Raw genomic sequence first — 14,212 nt, 5'->3', positions numbered from 1 at the left:
ACCACACCCGCACCCCCGGGCGTGCCCTGTGCCCGGGGGCGAGGACACTGGGCCGCGACCGCATCCGCAGCAGAAAGGCGCGAACGTGACCGACGAACCGACCAAGACCCTGAAGCTGATGGTGACGGGCGGAGCCGGTTATGTGGGCAGTGTCTGCGCGGCCCGCCTCATCGAGGCCGGGCACGACGTCACCGTGGTCGACGACCTCTCCACCGGGCACGCCGACGCGGTGCACCCGGACGCCACCTTCGTCGAGGGTGACGCCGCCGAGGTCGCTCAGCGCCTTCTCGGCGACGGCTTCGACGGTGTCCTCCACTTCGCCGCCAAGTCGCTGGTCGGCGAGTCGATGACGGATCCGGCGAAGTACTGGGAAGGCAACGTTCTGACCTCGCTTCGCCTGCTGGAAGCGATGCGCGACCATGGTACGAAGCGGCTGGTGTTCTCTTCGACCGCGGCCACCTACGGCGAACCGGAGTCCTCCCCCATCCCGGAGACGGCGCCGACGCGGCCGACCAACACCTACGGCGCGACGAAGCTGGCCATCGACCACGCGATCACGTCGTTCTCGCGCGCCCACGGCATCGCCGCCGTCAGCCTGCGCTACTTCAACGTCGCCGGTGCCTACGGCTCCTTCGGCGAGCGGCACGCCACCGAAACCCATCTGATTCCCCTCGTGCTCCAGGTCGCCACCGGGGACCGCGAACGGATCCAGATCTTCGGTGACGACTATCCGACCGCCGACGGCACAGCCATCCGCGACTACATCCACGTGGTCGACCTCGCCGACGCGCACCTGCTGGCACTGCGCCACGCTGCCGACGGCGAGCACCGCGTCTACAACCTCGGCAGCGGCACCGGGTTCTCCGTGCTCGAGGTGATCGAGGCGTGCCGCCGCACCACCGGTCACGAGATCCCCGCCGTGGTCGCGCCGCGCCGGGCGGGCGACCCGTCGGTGCTGGTGGCCTCCAGCGAGCGGGCGGGTGACGAACTCGGCTGGAAGCCCGAGCGCACCGAACTCGACGGCATCGTGGCCGACGCTTGGGCGTTCACCCGGTCCCGCCAGACCGCTTGAGGCGGATCTCGGGAGTTTCTTCGGCCCGCTGCCGCAGGACCACCCGGGCCACTTCGGACGGCTCCACCATCGTGTTCAGAGCCCTGGTCAGCAACTTGGCCAGCCCGTGTTCGGGGTCGGTTTCGCCGGCCCTGACCAGGGCGATCCCGGCGGTCGCCAGGTCGCCGCGGACGTAGGCGGCGTGTGCCTTCAGCGCCAGCGCCTCGGCCGCTTCCGGCGCCGGGAGTTCCCGGGCCAGCGTGAGCCAAAGCTCCTCCGCCGTGCGGGCGAGTGGTGAATCCGCGGGCGCGGCGGTGAGCATGCAGGCGCCCCGGACCTCGACCAGGGAAAGTGCCCAGGCCAGCCGGACGGCCTGATCGTCGGTGACCGTCAGGTCGCCGGCGTCGGCGCGGGCGAGCGCGGCGTTCACCTCGTCGATTCCCGCCCCGACGAGATCTCCGCCTCGCCACGGCGGATCGGCCATCCTGGTGAGGAGATCGGCACGTCTGGCGAGCGTCTCCGGCGCGACGGGGTCGAAGAGATGCTCGAGCTCGTCCCGGCTCGCGTGCGTGACCTGCCCGGCGCCGGTGACGACCGCGGCGGCCACCGAGTCGCGCGGGTCCGGCAGAAGACCGCCACAGGTCCTTTCCCGGTAGCAGCCCCAGCAAACGTCGGCGGCGATACGCGGCGCCCACACCGAATGCTTCAGCGAGATGTCGTACTCGGCCAGCGAAGCTTCCAGGCGCCGGATGAACCGGCGTCGCGGTGGCCGTCCCGCCTTGTTCGCGACGCCGCCGCCGACCACCGCCACGGTGGCACCGGTGTGCCCGGTCACGGCGAGCCTGACCGCCAGGTCACGCGCCTGGTCGTGTTCCAGGCCCGGCGGTGGCAGGTCCACGCGCATGACGAGACCCTGCTGCTTGCGTCCCGGGCCGCGCAGGCCGAAGACGACGACGGAGTCCTCGGGGTGGAAGCCGAGGAGGTACGGGATCACGGCGAGCAGGTCCGCCGGATCCGTCAGATCGACCGTGGTCCTGCCGGTCGGGGTGGATGTGGTCATGCCCCCACCCTGCGGCGGGAATGGGGCCGCTGGGTGGGGGCGGGACACATCTGTGGACAGCCGGGACCGTTGTGGACAACCGCCGCGGGACGGGGGCGCGGGGACGCTGATCCTGTCGGCGGGGTGGTCTACAGTGCCCGGCCCCGCGGGGTTCAGCCGCAGTGTTCGAACGGGCTCTCGTAGGCGTTCGGCCCGACCGAGCCGCCCCACTTGACGCAGGTCGCGTCGGCCGTCTTCTTCACCGGTCCGGCGTAGTAGGTGAAGCTGCCGGAGTCGGTCACGCGAGCGGAACCCTGGACTTCGAGGAACGCCGACACCGGCGACGCGGTGCCGAGCGAGACCGCCTTCAGCGTGGTGACGCAGTTGGCCTTGGTCGAGGCGTTGTAGAGCAGGTAGGCCGTTCCCGCACCGTTCGCGAGCCCCTGCGAATCGACGACCGAGAATCCGCTGCCGCACACCTCGGTGGCCTCGTACGGGTTGCCGCCGCACGAGTTCTTGCTGGTGAAGTTGGTGTGGCCGTAGTACGGCACCGCGACACCGTTCAGCTTCGCCTTCTGCGCGACCCCGTTGAGCCGCTCTTCGAAGTGCAGGTGGGGGCCGGTCACGCCGCCGGTCGCCCCGGCCGTGCCGAGCTGCTTGCCGAGGCTGACGGACTGGCCGACCGAGACCGACTGGGTCGAGAGGTGGGCGTAACGGGTGGTCCAGCCACTGCCGTGGTCGATCTCGACCCAGCGCCCGTAGCTCGTGCTGCCTTCGTTGGCGACCCGGGTGACCTTGCCGCCCGCCGACGCCAGCACCGGCATCCCGGTGATCCCCGACTTCTGGAAGTCGACCGAGTTCGCCGGGCTGTGCCCGCTGAACGTCGCCGCCGTGACCGTGACGCCGCATTTGAAGGGGACCTGGAAGTTCGGGGCGGCCGACGCCTGCGTCGTACCGGCGAGGGTCAGGCCGAGCGCGGGCAGAACGGCGGCCGCGGCGAGCACAGCGAAACGGCGCAACCTGGACATGGAGACCTCCATCAGGTGGGGAAGCCGGACAGGTCGAAGCAAAGCCGGGAGAAATACATTTTCCGTACAAGTCCGAGGCCGGGTGGGTGTTTTTCCACCCGGAAACGCCGGATGCCACGTCCCGCGCGGGACGTGGCATCCGGAAGGGGGCTCGCTCAGCCGAAAGCGGCGCGCAGCGCGGGCTTGCCACCTGCCACCGGCAGCACCAGCGAGGTCCGGTTCAACTCCACCGAGACACCGGCTCCGGGCTTCGGCCGGAGCGTGTAGTCGTGGTCGCTGGAGGCCACCAGGAACTCGATCTTGTGCCCGGCCGCGAGCAGGTAGTCCTTCGCGACCAGCTCGACCTCGACCTTGTAGTTCTCACCGGGGGTGATCGGGTCGGTGCGGGCGGGGTCGCGCCGGTTCTGCGGGTCGGTCCAGCCGCGGGTGATCACCTTCGCCGTCCCGTCCGGAGCACGGTCGAGGAGCACCGCGGTCACGTTCGCGGCCGGCTTGTCGAAGGACAGCGACAGGTCGGTCTTCACGGTTCCGGAAAGGCGCACGGGCTGTTTCGCCGCGGTGGTCGAATACAGCAGCCGGTTGCCCGACGACGTCGCGGCGGCGAGCTGTTCGATCGTCTTGCTCGCGTCGTCGGCCAGCTTCTCGACGGCGGCCTTGCCCGGAACGGCGTTGCGCGTGTCGAGCTTGCCCTTCGAGGAGCCACCGGGCCACGGGTAGAGCTTCACGTCCTGGGTGCCGGGCAGTGGCCACTCCGGCTCGTCCACCCACGACTTGTCCTCACGCTGGATGGTGGCCTTCGGCTCGCGCTCGACGCCGTTGTCCACGTCGTAGAGGTAGTGCGACATCCACTTGTTCAGGGTGGCGAGCCAGACGTCGCGGCGGAGGCTGTACGGGTCGGCGTGCCCGGCCTGGTGCAGCCAGATCTTGTGCTCGACACCGTGCCGCTTGAGCAGTTCATACCAGCGGGTGCCCTGGTCGGTCTTGACGTTCCAGTCACCGAGGCCGTGCACCACGAGCACCGAAGCGCGCACCTTGTTCACGTCGTTGCGGTAGTTGCGCACGTCCCAGAACCGGCTGTAGTCACCGGTCACCCGGTCCTGGTCGACGGCGATGCTGTCGATCAGCGGGCGGCAGACGGCGCGGTCCTGGCGCGTGTAGACGTAATCCGCGAGCACGTCCGCGTCCTCGCCCTGAAAACCGCCGGCCGCGACGACGGCGCCGTCGTTGCGGTAGTAGTCGTACCAGCTGGAGATCGCCGCGATCGGGACGATCGTCTCCAGCCCTTCGACGCCCGTGCTCGCCACGGCGTTGGGCAGCGTCCCGTTGTAGGAGACGCCCATCATGCCGGTCTTGCCGGTGCTCCAGTCCGCGACGGCGGCCTTGCCCGCCGCGTCACGAGCCGTCGCGCGGCCGTTCAGCCAGTCCACGATGGACTTCGCGCCGATGGTCTCGTTGACGTCACCGGTACTCGGGCAGCCGGTGGACTGGCCGCTGCCGAGCGACTCCCCGTACACCACGGCGAAACCGCGGGCGGTGAAGTAATCCTGGTAGCGCCAGCCGATCGGCGCCGCGCTCGGGCCGACGGTCTTGGTCGCGATCCGCGGGCCCGCGGGGGCGCGCTTCGCGCCGGGCACGTACAGCTCGACGTCGACATTGTGGTTCGCGACGTCGTTGCCGCCCGCGTAATACGGGCTGGCCTGGTAGACGACCGGGACCTTCATGCCCTGCTGTGTCGCGCGGGGCCGCACCACCTCGGCGTGCACGAGGTCGTCCTTGCCATCGCCGTCGCTGTCGACCGGCGCGGTGACCCAGACGTTCTCCCGGATGACGTCCGCCGGGTCGAACACCGGCTGCGCCTGGCCGCCGGAGAAGACCGGCGTCGGTGGCGCGTCGGCCTGAGCCGGCAGGGCGGTCGCTGGAAGAACCAGGACGGCGGTGAACAAGGCGGCGAGCCTGGCGACTCTCACGTGACCCCCAAGGGCGGGCGGGCAAGACGCAGCTGAGGTTTCCGGCCACCCGAACAGGTGTCAAGAGACTAACGTCGGGGGCATGCCGAGCACCCTGGAAGCACCGATCGTCGCCGTCACCGTCTATCCGCACCACGCCCGGATCACGAGGCGGGCTTCGGCGGGCCTGGACGGGGAAACGCGCTTCGCCTTCGTGGGACTGCCGTGGAACCTGGACACCGATTCGGTCCGCGTCACCGGGACCGGCCCGGCGGTCATCGCCGGGGTCGACGTCGCCGTCGAGCGTCATCCCGCGCCCGCGGACGCTTCCCTGCGCGCGCTGACCGAACGGCGGCGGGCCGATCAGGCGGTGATCGACGAGGTCGCGGACGCTGTCGCCGCGGAGACCACGAAGGTCGATCTACTGACCGGAGTGGCGAAGCGGAGCGACGGCAGTTTCGCGAAGGCGCTCGCGGCGGGTACGGCGGAGCCGCACCGGGTCGCCGAAGTCACCGACGCGCTCGGCGCGCAGCTGGCCGAGGCGCTGGGGAAGCGCCGCGAACTCGGCATCCGCCTCGCCCGGCTCCGTGACGACCTCAAGGCGCTGGACCGGGAGATCGAGGCGAAACAAGGCATGTCCGAAGTGGACAGCGCGAAGGTCACGATCGAACTGGAGAGCCGGGAGAACGGCGCGGAGATCGGCCTCGAACTGTCCTATGTGGTCGCGAACGCGAGCTGGGAACCCGGCTACGACGTCCGCGTCCGCGGCGAAGACGTCGCGGTGACCTGGTACGGGCGGATCACCCAGCACACCGGTGAGGACTGGCCGGAATGCGAGCTGGCCCTGTCCACCGCGCGGCCGGCGAACACGGTGGAGGTACCGGAACTCGAACCGTGGTTCCTCGACCGCGTCCGGCCGGTCCAGCCGTTGATGACGCGCGCCCCGTACGGCAGCGCCTCGCCCGCGGGCGGTGGGATCCCCGAGTCGGTGGGCATGTCGGCACCCGCGCCGGCGATGGCGATGCGGACCGCGTCCGTCGAACAGGGCACCACCGCGGTCACCTACCGGCCGGGACGTCCGGTGGCGGTGCCGTCGGGGGCCCAGGGCCACCGCACGACGCTCGCGCAACTGGAGCTGACGGCGAAGCTGGGCTACGTCACCGCTCCGGCGGTGTCCCCGGAGGCGTACCTGCGGGCGACCGTGGTCAACACCTCGGAGCACACGCTGCGGCCGGGTAAGGCGTCGGTGTTCCACGAGACGGAGTTCGTCGGCACCACACGGTTGGACGTCTGGGCGCCGGGTGAGGAACTCGAACTCGCCCTCGGCGTGGACGACCGGATCCGGGTCGACCGGGAACTCACGCACCGCTCGGCGAGCAAGGCGACGCTGTCCGGCGTCCGCAAACGAGAGGCCGCCTACACCACGACGATCGTCAACCACAGCCCGCGCGAAGCCGTCGTGACCGTGCTGGATCAGGCGCCGGTCTCCCGGGACGACGCGATCACCGTCCGCGACCTGCGCACCGTGCCGGAGCCGGTGGAGCGGACCGAGCTGGGCGAGTTCACCTGGCGGCTGACGCTCGCTCCGGGCGCGAAAGGGGTCGTGACGCTCGGGTACCGGGTGGACGTCGCGAAGGGTGTCGAGCTGTCGGGGTGGCGAGAGTAGCCGCCCGGGAACGCCATGAACGGTCCGTTCCTTGCGAAATTTGCAAGGAACGGACCGTTCATGGCTCGTGCCGGACCGAGATCAGCCCTGCGAGATGTACGCCTCCAGCTGTTCCTGGCTCTTCTCCAGCTGTTCCATCCGGGTCTTCACGACGTCGCCGATGCTCACGATCCCCGCCAGCCTGCCGTCCACCACGACCGGGACGTGCCGGATGCGGCGTTCGGTCATCAGGACCGACAGCTGGTCGACCGAGTCTTCGGGGGTGCAGCTGGCGACCATCTTCGTCATGATCGCGGCCACCGATCCGTCGAGCAGCTGGGGTCCGCGCTCGTTGAGCCGCCGCACCACGTCCCGTTCGGAGACGATCCCGACGATCCCGCCCTCGTCGTCGACGACCACCAGGGCGCCGACGTTGTGCTCCGCGAGTCTCTCGAGCAGTTCGGTGACGTTCGTCTCCGGCGAGACGGTCGCGACGGCCGCCCCCTTGTTCCGCAACAGATCGGAAATCCGCATACGCGCTCCTCCCGGATGGGTGACCTGAGTCACTCCAGGTTATGGCTTCACCGCCCCGCGCGAAAGTCCGGAGCGTCCGGTTCCATCCCCAATCTGGTCGCGAGCGCGTCGTACGCCTGGATGATCCCGGTGCCGTACGGGTCGTCGCCGAGCGCGCCGAGGGTGCCCCGCCCGAGCTCCCACTGGGCCTTCGCGGACTCGTGATCACCGAGTTTGCGGTAATCCTCGGCGAGGTTCAGGTGCAGCGACGGGTAGAAGCCGCGCACCGCCAGCGTCGCGTGGTACTCCTTGGCGCGTTCGTCGGTGAGCGAATCGGCCGCCGCGAGCGCGCGAAGATCCCAGGCGAGTTCGTCGGCCGGGTCGTCGCAGACGTCGGCCATGTAGTGCGCGAGCGCGCACCGGTGCAACGGGTCGCCCTCCTCGCCGATCCGCTCCCACAGCGCCGCGAACCTCTCGCGCGCGCCGTCGCGATCACCGGAGATGTGCAACTGGAGGCCGGTGTTGATCTCGGCCATCACGTCGTCGGTCATTTGACGTCCGAGGCCGGGGCCGCCCAGGTGTTGCACGCCGACGTCGTCTTCCCGGAGAAGCCGGCCTTCGCCCATTTCAGCTGGTTACGGTGGCTGCCGTGGGTGTCGCTGTCGTCGGTGCGGCCGTAGTCGTCGAGGGCCGCGTTGGCCAGCGACCTGCTGATCGATCCGCGTCCGGCGGCGGCCGAAAGGGCGAGCGCGCCGAAGCAGTTCGCCTGCAGTTCGATGCGGCGGACCAGTTCCTTGTCGGCGGGCGAGTTCTCCTCCGGCGACGACATCTTCTCCGCGGCCGCCGACAGGATCCCGCTGGACCGCTGGACGTGGTGCCCGTATTCGTGGGCCATCGTCGCGAGGTGACGAGACCGTTCGAGGCCCGCGTCGCCCAGCATCCACTCGGTCGGCGCGTAGATCGTGGTGTCGCCGCCGCAGTAGTAGGCGACGGCCTCGTTCTCGCCCGGCGCCTTCCCGCAGGCGCTGGTCTCGGGCAGCGTCACCTGCACGGTCACCGTCAGCGCGGGCTCGTTCGCCTGGTCCAAGGCGGGCTTCCAGGCTTCGGCCAAGCACGTCACGAACGTCTTGTAGTAGGTCTCCAGCTTCGCGGGCTCGCGGCTGATCGCGGGCAGACGGCAGGTGACCGCGCCGAGCACGACCCCATCGGCCAGCAACGGGTTCGTCTCCAGTTCCCGCACCTCCGCGGGCGCGGGTTTCGCGTTCCCGGCCGGAGCCCTGGCCACTTCCGAGGCATACCCGCCGGACGCCGGGAGGGCCTGGCCGTCGATCTTCCGCGGCCCGCCCGCCATCGCCATCCCGGTGGTGGTCAATGCGGCGGCGACGAGCAGACCGACCACGGCGGTCCCTGTGTTGCGGGGGCTTTCGGGACGACTCGGCGAGGGCGCGAACGGTCTGGATATCTCGTCGGTGCCGGTCATGGTCGTCCCCCAAACGTGTGAGCCCACAGCATACGGAGTACCGGCAGGTCAGCGAAAACACCGCACCTGGTGGCGCCGGGACCGGGGCCACGGCGAGACTGTCGGCATGAGTGACGAGGACCCGTACCTGTGGCTGGAAGACGTGACCGGCGAAGAAGCGCTGGACTGGGTGCGAGCCCGCAACGCCGAAGCTCTGGAGGAGCTGGCGGGCGGCGAGCGGTTCGCCGGGATCCGTGACGAGGTCCGCGAGGTCCTCGACGCCGACGACCGGATTCCCTACATCCGGCGCCGCGGCGAGTACCTGTACAACTTCTGGCAGGACTCGGCCAACCCCCGCGGTCTCTGGCGCCGCACCACCCTGGAGCAGTACCGGCTCGACACGCCGGAGTGGGAGCTCCTGCTCGATGTCGACGCGCTGGCCGAAACCGACGGTGAGAACTGGGTGTGGCAGGGCGCGGCCGTCCTCCGGCCGGGTTATCAGCGCGCGCTGGTCGAACTGTCGCGGGGCGGCGCCGACGCGACCGTGGTCCGCGAGTTCGACGTCGACGAGCGCCGCTTCGTCGAAGACGGGTTCTTCGTGCCCGAGGCCAAGACCCGGATCGGCTGGATCGACCGCGACCGCGTCTACATCGGCACCGACTTCGGGGCCGGGTCGCTGACCAGTTCGGGTTATCCGAGGCTGGCGAAGGAATGGCGGCGCGGCACCCCGCTCGAAGAGGCGACGGTGGTCTTCGAGGGCAAGTCCGACGACGTTTCGGTGTCCGCCCACCACGACCCGACCGAGGGCTGGGAACGCGACTTCGTCTACCGCTCGATCGACTTCTACCGCACGGAACGGTATCTCCGGACGCCCGGCGGACTCGAACGCATCGAAGTCCCCGAAGACGCGCAGACGTCCTCGCACCGCGAGTGGTTGCTGATCCGGCTTCGCTCGGACTGGACCGTCGAAGGCACGACCTACCCCTCCGGAACCCTGCTCGCCTCCGGATTCGACGCTTTCATGGCGGGTGAGCGCACCTTCACGACCCTCTTCACCCCGGACGCGCACACGTCGCTGGAGTACTGGGCCTGGACGCACAACCACCTGTTGCTCTCCACGCTGTCCGACGTCCGGACGGAACTGCGAGTGCTCACGCCTTCCGACGGCTGGAGCTCCCAGCCGCTCGCCGGCGCCCCGGAACTGGGTTCCGCACAGATCACCGGCACGGACCCCGATGTCAGCGACGAATACCTGCTCGACTCCAGCGGCTACACCCAGCCGTCGACATTGAGCTACGGGCACGTCGGCGGCGAGGTCGAGGTCCTCAAACGCGCCCCCTCGTTCTTCGACAGCGAGGGCATGACGGTCTCGCAGTACTTCGCGACCTCCGAAGACGGCACGAAGATCCCGTACTTCGTCGTACGCCCCTCCGGCGCTGAAGACGGCCCGACGCTGCTGACCGGCTACGGCGGCTTCGAAGTCTCGCTGACCCCCGGCTACAGCGGCGTCATCGGCCGCGGCTGGCTCTCGCGCGGCGGCACCTACATCGTCGCGAACATCCGCGGCGGCGGCGAGTACGGGCCGGACTGGCACACCTCGGTGACCAAAGCCAAGCGGTACAAGGTGTACGAGGACTTTTCGGCCGTCGCCGCCGACCTCGTCGAACGCGGCATCAGCGAACCCGCCCGCCTCGGCATCCAGGGCGGCAGCAACGGCGGGCTGCTGATGGGTGTCATGCTGACGCGCTACCCGCATCTCTTCGGCGCGATCGTGAGCCAGGTGCCGCTACTGGACATGAAGCGGTATCACAAACTCCTCGCGGGCGCGTCGTGGATGGCCGAGTACGGCGACCCCGACGACCGGTGCGAATGGGACTTCATCGGGAAGTACTCGCCGTACCAGAACGTCCACGGTGACGGCGAGTACCCGCCGGTCCTGTTCCTCACCTCCACCCGGGACGACCGGGTGCATCCCGCCCACGCGCGCAAGATGGTCGCGCGGATGCGGGAGCAAGGACACGACGTGCGGTACCACGAGAACATCGAGGGCGGGCACGGCGCGGCGGCCGACAACGAGCAACTGGCGTTCAAATGGGCGCTGCTGCTCGAATTCCTGTGGGAGAAGCTCGCCTGACGTGTCAGGAAAGGGTCGTTCAGGACAGCTTTCGTCCTGAACGACCCTTTCCTGACACTCGGCTCACCCCGCCACCTTCGCCAGCACCACCCCTCCGACGATCAGCGCCATCGCCGCGAACCGCCCGAAGCTGAGCGGGTCCTTGTGGATCACGATGCCGAACACGATCGCGCCCACCGCGCCGATCCCGGTGAACACGGCGTACGCGGTCCCCACCGGAAGCGAGTCCATCGCCTTCGACAGCAGGTAGACCGCGGCGACGCCGAGCACGAAGCACAACACTGTCGGCCAGAGCCGGGTGAAGTTTTCCGTCGGCTTGATGCTCTGCGACCAGGCGACTTCGACGACTCCCGCCAGGAGCAGAATTCCCCAGCCCATTAGGCTTCCTTCGCGGCCGAGGCCAGTTTTTCGGCGTCCAGGAGCGCCTGTTCCCGCGAAGCGATCCGGTCGGGATCACGAGGGCTCAGCCGCGGGTCGACGAGAGCGTTCGTGAGTTCGGAATGCAGGAACGTGACGTCGTGGACGTCGTAGTGCCCGGCGAAGAAGTCACGCAGGTAGCGCTCGTGATGGTCGACCGGCTCCCGCGGCGTGCCCGGCAGGTACGTGCCACCACGCGCTCCCACGACTACGAAAGCCTTGCCCGCCAAGGACATCTTCGGGAACGTCACCTGGTCGATCCACAGTTTGAGCGTCGCGGGGATCGAGAAGTTGTACATCGGGGCCCCGATCAGCACGACGTCGGCGGCGAGCAGTTCGGCCAGCAGCGGCTCGATGATCGCCCACGCCTCGCGCTGCCCCGGCGTCTTCACCACCGAGGCGTAGCCGGCCGGGTCGGTGATCCCGTTCCGGAGGAGGGCGTCGCAGATCTCGGTCCAGGCCCGGCCGATCGGCGGCACCGGATCGGCGGCCACGTCGCGGTAGGTGTAGCCCGCGCCCGGGTTCGCGGCACGCCAGACTTCGGCGAAACGAGCACTCAGCTCGCGGGAGAACGACGCGCCGCGGGCACTGGAGTCGAGGTGGAGAAGGTGGCTCATCGGGGCCTCCCGGATCAGGAAGTGGACACGGCGTCCACTTGCTTCGCCAGGTACAAGTGGACGCCGTGTCCGGATATTCCCTAGGCTGCGGACATGCCGACGGAAGACCTGCTCGCGGACAACTCGGGACGGGAACGCTCGGACGCCGCCCGCAACCGCGCGAAGATCCTGACGGCCGCCGAAGAGCTCTTCGCGGCGCGCCCGGCCGCGGACGTCACCATGGAGGACATCGCCAAGGCGGCCGGGGTCGGCCGCGCCACGTTGTACCGCCGCTACCCGGACCGCTCGGCGATCGCCGTCGCCCTGCTGGACGAACACGAACGGGAACTCCAAGAGCGACTGCTCACCGGCCCTCCCCCGCTAGGCCCCGGCGCGCCGCCTGCCGACCGCCTGGCCGCCTTCTACGCGGCGATGATCGAGCTGCTCGCCCGGCACTCGCATCTCGTCCTCGGCACCGAGGTCGGGCACTCGCGGTTCACCACCGGCCCGTACCGGCTGTGGCACACCCACGTCCGTCTCCTCGCCGAGCAGGCGAACGCGAAGGATCCGGACGTGCTCGCCGACATCCTGCTGGCACCGCTGGCCGCGGACGTGTTCCTCTACCAAACGCGCGAGCTCGGCCTGAGCACCGAACGAATCACCGCCGCGCTGGCCGAGCAGGCACGGCGAGCGCTGACCTGATCAGCCGGCGAGCCGCTCCTGAGGGAAGACCACGACCGTCTTTGCCGCCCGCTGACCGCTCCCTGACCGACATCCGGCTCACCATCGCCGCTGGTGCTCGATGGAGCGCTACGGCAACCGCGCCTACCGCACGCGGACCGAGACCGCCTGATCGCTAGGATCCCCGGCGATGCAAGGTGAGGCGAAACTCGAACAGCGTGTCGTGGAGACGGCGGAGAAGCTGCTGTCCAAACGGAAATCGGTGACCGCGCTCGACATCCTGGGCGGTATCGGCTGGCTGCCGGAAAACGTCCTCAAAAGCTGGCAGCAGGGCCGGATCCCCGATCTGTGCGCGGCCTTGCCGGTGAGCGCGGAGAAACTGAACTTCGCCCTCGGCGCACTTCAAGGATGGGCGAAGGGAAAAGCCCTCGAAAGCTCGGAGATCGAGCATGTCGGCGCGACCCGCGACCGTGCGGTCCTCCGGGTGACCTCGGGCGAGCTGGCCGGCCTCGAACCGCTGTTCCGGACGCAGTGGCTCATGCCGGGACTGTCCGAAGCCAAGCGGGCGCAAGTCCTCGCCAGGCAACAAAAAGCACCGGATCTCGTCGTCTCCGTGGCGCTGAAGGACTGGACGTGCGCCGACTGTGACGGCACCGGCGATCTGCTGTTCATGGAGAACGAGAAGCCGCACTGCCTCGACTGCGCCGACCTCGGCCACCTGGTCTTCCTGCCCTCGGGCGACACCGCGCTGACCCGCCGGGCCAAGAAGGCGAGCCGGCTGTCCGCCGTCGTCGTCCGCTTCAACCGCTCGAGGAAACGCAGCGAGCGGCAAGGACTCCTGGTCGAGGACGCGGCGTTGCGCGCCGCCGAAGAACAGTGCCTCGCGGACGAGGACGTCCGGGAGCGACGCCGCGGACGGGACCGTGAGCGGCGTGCCGAGGAAGACGTCGAGTTCACCGCCCGATTCCACACGGCGATCACGGAGATGTTCCCCGGTTGCCCGCCGGAACGAGCACGCGCCATCGCCGAACACGCCGGCCGGCGCGGCAGCGGCCGGGTGGGCCGCTCCGCCGCCGGCCGGGAACTGGCCGAACGAGCGGTGCTCCTCGCCGTCGTCGCCTCGATCCGGCACCTGGACACCGAGTACGACGACCTCCTCATGGCAGGCGTGGAACGGCAGGCCGCCCGCGACCGCATCCACGCCACCATCGAAGCCGTGCTGGAGCGCTGGCGCGCCTGATCGCTGTCACGTTCCGGGCGCGGGGCTCGTCCAGTGGGCATGTTCACCGCATATCTCACTTCGGCCATCGTGACGATCGTGATCAACGCCGGGATCGCCGTCGCCGACTTCGCGCGGATCCCGTTCGTTCTCGAGAATTCCGCCGAGGTCAAGGTGCCTCAGTCCTGGATCCCGCCACTGGCCTCGCTGAAGGCCGCGGGCGCGGGCGGGCTGCTGCTCGGCCTCCTCGGGGTGCCGTACATCGGGACCGCGGCGGCCGCCGGACTCGTGCTGTTCTACGTCGGCGCCGTCATCACCCACGTGCGCGCCCGCGTCCTCTACAACATCGCCTTCCCCGGCGGATTCCTCGCGCTGGCGGTGGCGACCTTCGTTCTCGATCTCGCTCAGGCCGGGTAGGGACCGATAGTGTTTCGGCGACGACGTCCGTGACCACCGATCGCCTACTCCGCTCGTGCACGACCAG

General features: G+C 69.4%; 14 protein-coding genes. 6 read left to right on the top strand and 8 right to left on the bottom strand.

The annotated features are described in order from the left end of the window. Nucleotides 1-118 precede the first annotated feature (118 nt). Nucleotides 119-1,072 carry a UDP-glucose 4-epimerase GalE gene (gene galE / locus ACZ6DT_RS30085; protein ID WP_465601728.1) on the top strand — a complete coding sequence of 318 codons (954 nt, stop codon included), beginning with the start codon at nucleotides 119-121 and terminating at the stop codon, nucleotides 1,070-1,072. Here galE and ACZ6DT_RS30080 read toward each other — a convergent pair. The 3 genes from ACZ6DT_RS30080 to ACZ6DT_RS30070 form a co-directional block, all read right to left on the bottom strand. Further along, a complete protein-coding gene (locus tag ACZ6DT_RS30080) occupies nucleotides 1,047-2,111 on the bottom strand; it encodes a DUF4192 domain-containing protein (protein ID WP_465601612.1) in 1,065 nt (354 codons plus the stop codon). The genes galE and ACZ6DT_RS30080 overlap by 26 nt on opposite strands. Before the next feature lie 152 nt (nucleotides 2,112-2,263). Next, the gene (locus ACZ6DT_RS30075; protein WP_465601609.1) at nucleotides 2,264-3,118 is read right to left on the bottom strand and encodes a M23 family metallopeptidase; all 855 of its coding nucleotides are present in this window, start codon (nucleotides 3,116-3,118) and stop codon (nucleotides 2,264-2,266) included. A gap of 155 nt (nucleotides 3,119-3,273) precedes the next feature. Then, the gene (locus ACZ6DT_RS30070) at nucleotides 3,274-5,085 is read right to left on the bottom strand and encodes a Xaa-Pro dipeptidyl-peptidase (RefSeq protein ID WP_465601606.1); all 1,812 of its coding nucleotides are present in this window, start codon (nucleotides 5,083-5,085) and stop codon (nucleotides 3,274-3,276) included. A gap of 82 nt (nucleotides 5,086-5,167) precedes the next feature. Here ACZ6DT_RS30070 and ACZ6DT_RS30065 point away from each other — a divergent pair, with 82 nt between their 5' ends. Continuing rightward, entirely contained in the window at nucleotides 5,168-6,730 is a 1,563-nt protein-coding gene (locus tag ACZ6DT_RS30065; RefSeq protein WP_465601603.1) for a DUF4139 domain-containing protein, read from the top strand. 81 nt (nucleotides 6,731-6,811) lie between these two features. On the opposite strand, the gene ACZ6DT_RS30060 is transcribed toward ACZ6DT_RS30065, so the two are convergent. The 3 genes from ACZ6DT_RS30060 to ACZ6DT_RS30050 are packed head-to-tail and all read right to left on the bottom strand — an operon-like array spanning nucleotide 6,812 to nucleotide 8,702. Continuing rightward, complete coding sequence (locus tag ACZ6DT_RS30060; protein WP_465463504.1) at nucleotides 6,812-7,243, bottom strand: CBS domain-containing protein; 432 nt, start codon at nucleotides 7,241-7,243, stop codon at nucleotides 6,812-6,814. Nucleotides 7,244-7,290: 47 nt separating this feature from the next. After that, nucleotides 7,291-7,773 (bottom strand): hypothetical protein, encoded by a 483-nt coding sequence (locus tag ACZ6DT_RS30055; protein WP_465601601.1) that lies wholly within the window; start codon nucleotides 7,771-7,773, stop codon nucleotides 7,291-7,293. Next, complete coding sequence (locus tag ACZ6DT_RS30050; protein ID WP_465601598.1) at nucleotides 7,770-8,702, bottom strand: neutral zinc metallopeptidase; 933 nt, start codon at nucleotides 8,700-8,702, stop codon at nucleotides 7,770-7,772. The genes ACZ6DT_RS30055 and ACZ6DT_RS30050 overlap by 4 nt, the downstream gene beginning before the upstream one ends. Before the next feature lie 106 nt (nucleotides 8,703-8,808). On the opposite strand from ACZ6DT_RS30050, the gene ACZ6DT_RS30045 reads away from it, so the two are divergent. Beyond that, nucleotides 8,809-10,815: a prolyl oligopeptidase family serine peptidase gene (locus ACZ6DT_RS30045; RefSeq protein WP_465601596.1), complete on the top strand. Its 2,007-nt coding sequence runs from the start codon at nucleotides 8,809-8,811 to the stop codon at nucleotides 10,813-10,815. A 63-nt stretch (nucleotides 10,816-10,878) separates the two neighbouring features. Here ACZ6DT_RS30045 and ACZ6DT_RS30040 read toward each other — a convergent pair whose 3' ends face one another. Beyond that, nucleotides 10,879-11,193 (bottom strand): DMT family transporter, encoded by a 315-nt coding sequence (locus ACZ6DT_RS30040; RefSeq protein ID WP_465601593.1) that lies wholly within the window; start codon nucleotides 11,191-11,193, stop codon nucleotides 10,879-10,881. Next, nucleotides 11,193-11,849, bottom strand: coding sequence for an FMN-dependent NADH-azoreductase (locus ACZ6DT_RS30035; RefSeq protein WP_465601590.1), 657 nt, complete (start codon nucleotides 11,847-11,849; stop codon nucleotides 11,193-11,195). The genes ACZ6DT_RS30040 and ACZ6DT_RS30035 overlap by 1 nt, the downstream gene beginning before the upstream one ends. A 93-nt stretch (nucleotides 11,850-11,942) precedes the next feature. On the opposite strand from ACZ6DT_RS30035, the gene ACZ6DT_RS30030 reads away from it, so the two are divergent. From ACZ6DT_RS30030 to ACZ6DT_RS30020, 3 genes are all read left to right on the top strand, one after another. After that, entirely contained in the window at nucleotides 11,943-12,530 is a 588-nt protein-coding gene (locus ACZ6DT_RS30030; protein ID WP_465601587.1) for a TetR/AcrR family transcriptional regulator, read from the top strand. Between the two features lie 169 nt (nucleotides 12,531-12,699). Next, complete coding sequence (locus ACZ6DT_RS30025) at nucleotides 12,700-13,749, top strand: DUF2293 domain-containing protein (protein WP_465601584.1); 1,050 nt, start codon at nucleotides 12,700-12,702, stop codon at nucleotides 13,747-13,749. Between the two features lie 39 nt (nucleotides 13,750-13,788). Then, entirely contained in the window at nucleotides 13,789-14,145 is a 357-nt protein-coding gene (locus ACZ6DT_RS30020; RefSeq protein ID WP_465601581.1) for a DoxX family protein, read from the top strand. Nucleotides 14,146-14,212: the final 67 nt, after the last annotated feature.

The sequence above is a fragment of the Amycolatopsis sp. NPDC041971 genome (assembly GCF_055588925.1).
This window is presented reverse-complemented; position numbering and strand designations above follow the sequence as displayed.

Excerpts from the sequence above, each read along its gene's own strand:
- galE (WP_465601728.1), top strand. The coding sequence starts at position 119 with ATGGTGACGGGCGGAGCCGGTTATGTGGGCAGTGTCTGCGCGGCCCGC.
- ACZ6DT_RS30080 (WP_465601612.1), bottom strand. The coding sequence starts at position 2,111 with ATGACCACATCCACCCCGACCGGCAGGACCACGGTCGATCTGACGGAT.
- ACZ6DT_RS30075 (WP_465601609.1), bottom strand. The coding sequence starts at position 3,118 with ATGTCCAGGTTGCGCCGTTTCGCTGTGCTCGCCGCGGCCGCCGTTCTG.
- ACZ6DT_RS30065 (WP_465601603.1), top strand. The coding sequence starts at position 5,168 with ATGCCGAGCACCCTGGAAGCACCGATCGTCGCCGTCACCGTCTATCCG.
- ACZ6DT_RS30060 (WP_465463504.1), bottom strand. The coding sequence starts at position 7,243 with ATGCGGATTTCCGATCTGTTGCGGAACAAGGGGGCGGCCGTCGCGACC.
- ACZ6DT_RS30055 (WP_465601601.1), bottom strand. The coding sequence starts at position 7,773 with ATGACCGACGACGTGATGGCCGAGATCAACACCGGCCTCCAGTTGCAC.
- ACZ6DT_RS30050 (WP_465601598.1), bottom strand. The coding sequence starts at position 8,702 with ATGACCGGCACCGACGAGATATCCAGACCGTTCGCGCCCTCGCCGAGT.
- ACZ6DT_RS30045 (WP_465601596.1), top strand. The coding sequence starts at position 8,809 with ATGAGTGACGAGGACCCGTACCTGTGGCTGGAAGACGTGACCGGCGAA.
- ACZ6DT_RS30040 (WP_465601593.1), bottom strand. The coding sequence starts at position 11,193 with ATGGGCTGGGGAATTCTGCTCCTGGCGGGAGTCGTCGAAGTCGCCTGG.
- ACZ6DT_RS30035 (WP_465601590.1), bottom strand. The coding sequence starts at position 11,849 with ATGAGCCACCTTCTCCACCTCGACTCCAGTGCCCGCGGCGCGTCGTTC.
- ACZ6DT_RS30030 (WP_465601587.1), top strand. The coding sequence starts at position 11,943 with ATGCCGACGGAAGACCTGCTCGCGGACAACTCGGGACGGGAACGCTCG.
- ACZ6DT_RS30025 (WP_465601584.1), top strand. The coding sequence starts at position 12,700 with ATGCAAGGTGAGGCGAAACTCGAACAGCGTGTCGTGGAGACGGCGGAG.
- ACZ6DT_RS30020 (WP_465601581.1), top strand. The coding sequence starts at position 13,789 with ATGTTCACCGCATATCTCACTTCGGCCATCGTGACGATCGTGATCAAC.